Annotated in this window: 2 protein-coding genes; one reads left to right on the top strand and one right to left on the bottom strand. The window is 63.2% G+C overall.

Annotated elements, in window-relative coordinates; translation table 11 throughout:
* On the bottom strand, nt 1-532 hold a 532-nt coding region (locus GY769_10410; protein ID MCP4202334.1), incomplete at its 3' end, for a hypothetical protein.
* A 355-nt stretch (nt 533-887) separates the two neighbouring features.
* Here GY769_10410 and GY769_10405 point away from each other — a divergent pair.
* A partial coding sequence (locus tag GY769_10405; protein ID MCP4202333.1) for an aspartate aminotransferase family protein occupies nt 888-1097 on the top strand: 210 nt, incomplete at its 3' end.

Here is a 1097-nt window from a genome sequence, read left to right as displayed (position 1 = left end):
GCGCCCACACCTGCGGGTAGAAGTCGCCGTCGAAGCGCATCACGTACCAGAAGTCGTTCTTGAAGAAGTTCCGCGGACCGGCGCCGGCGACGATCTCGAGATTGCCGTCGCCGTCGAGGTCGGCGGCGGTGAGACCGGTGTCGCCGATGCCGACGCCGTAGATCGATCGATGCCATTCGAGGCCGATTGTCATGGTGTTCTTGAATGGCACCGCGGGTGACTGGGCGGAGCTTGTACGAGCCGATTTCTCGATGGCCAACGGCGCCAGATCTTCGGTCTCGGCCTGCGAGTAGCTCAGGCGCTCGCCGCGCGCGTCATGGATCGGCCGGCCGTACTGGTCATGGAGCGTGGCATCGCCCCCGCTCGTCGGCTTGCCGGAGCGATCGAGCTCCTCGCCGCCGGTTCCCAGCGACTGGGCTCCCAGGAACGGCGCCTGGAGCAGCAAAAGCGCCATCATCATCGGGATTGCCACCAGCTTCGACGCATTCCGTCGTCCAAGTCGACTCACAACCGTGTTCTTACCTCGTCTCATCGCTGATCTCCTAAGAGTTGATTGGTCTCCGGACCGAGTCGTGATCGATATAAGAGAGAATCGCCAGACCGTCGACATTCCGGCAATCGGCGCGTCGCGTAGCTGCGGCAGGCCACGAGTCTCCGAAAAGTCCAGGTCTTCGATTTGATGCCCTGACCGCGCCCCGCGGTCGAGAACCCTTCCTACCTCCTAAGGCGGAGAATGGCCGTCCTCTGGGCCAAGGCAGGTAAATTGCGAAATCGCTCTTGGGAGTCGAGCTGACCATCTCCCAATTCTCCGAGGGCATCCGCGTGGCCATAGAATCGGGTGCCGCATCCCTGGCGGACACCCTTTGAATCAAGACGAGGAGAGACCCGTGCTCGAAGACGAGCTGAGCCTGTTGTACGAAGCACATCGACGCGCCACCGACTACTTGTGTAAGGCCGACGAGATGCCGGTCTTTCCAGGCGCCGGGGCGCTGGCGGCGCTCGATGCTTTCGACGAGCCGCTGCCGGCCGAGTCCTCAGATCCCGCCGATACCCTGCGGCTGCTCGACGAGATCGGCTCACCGGCGACCTCCGTGTCG

Source organism: bacterium, assembly GCA_024224155.1.
Taxonomy (GTDB): domain Bacteria; phylum Acidobacteriota; class Thermoanaerobaculia; order Multivoradales; family JAHEKO01; genus CALZIK01.
Note: the sequence above shows the minus strand (reverse complement) of the source record. Positions and strands in the feature narration are given on the sequence as shown.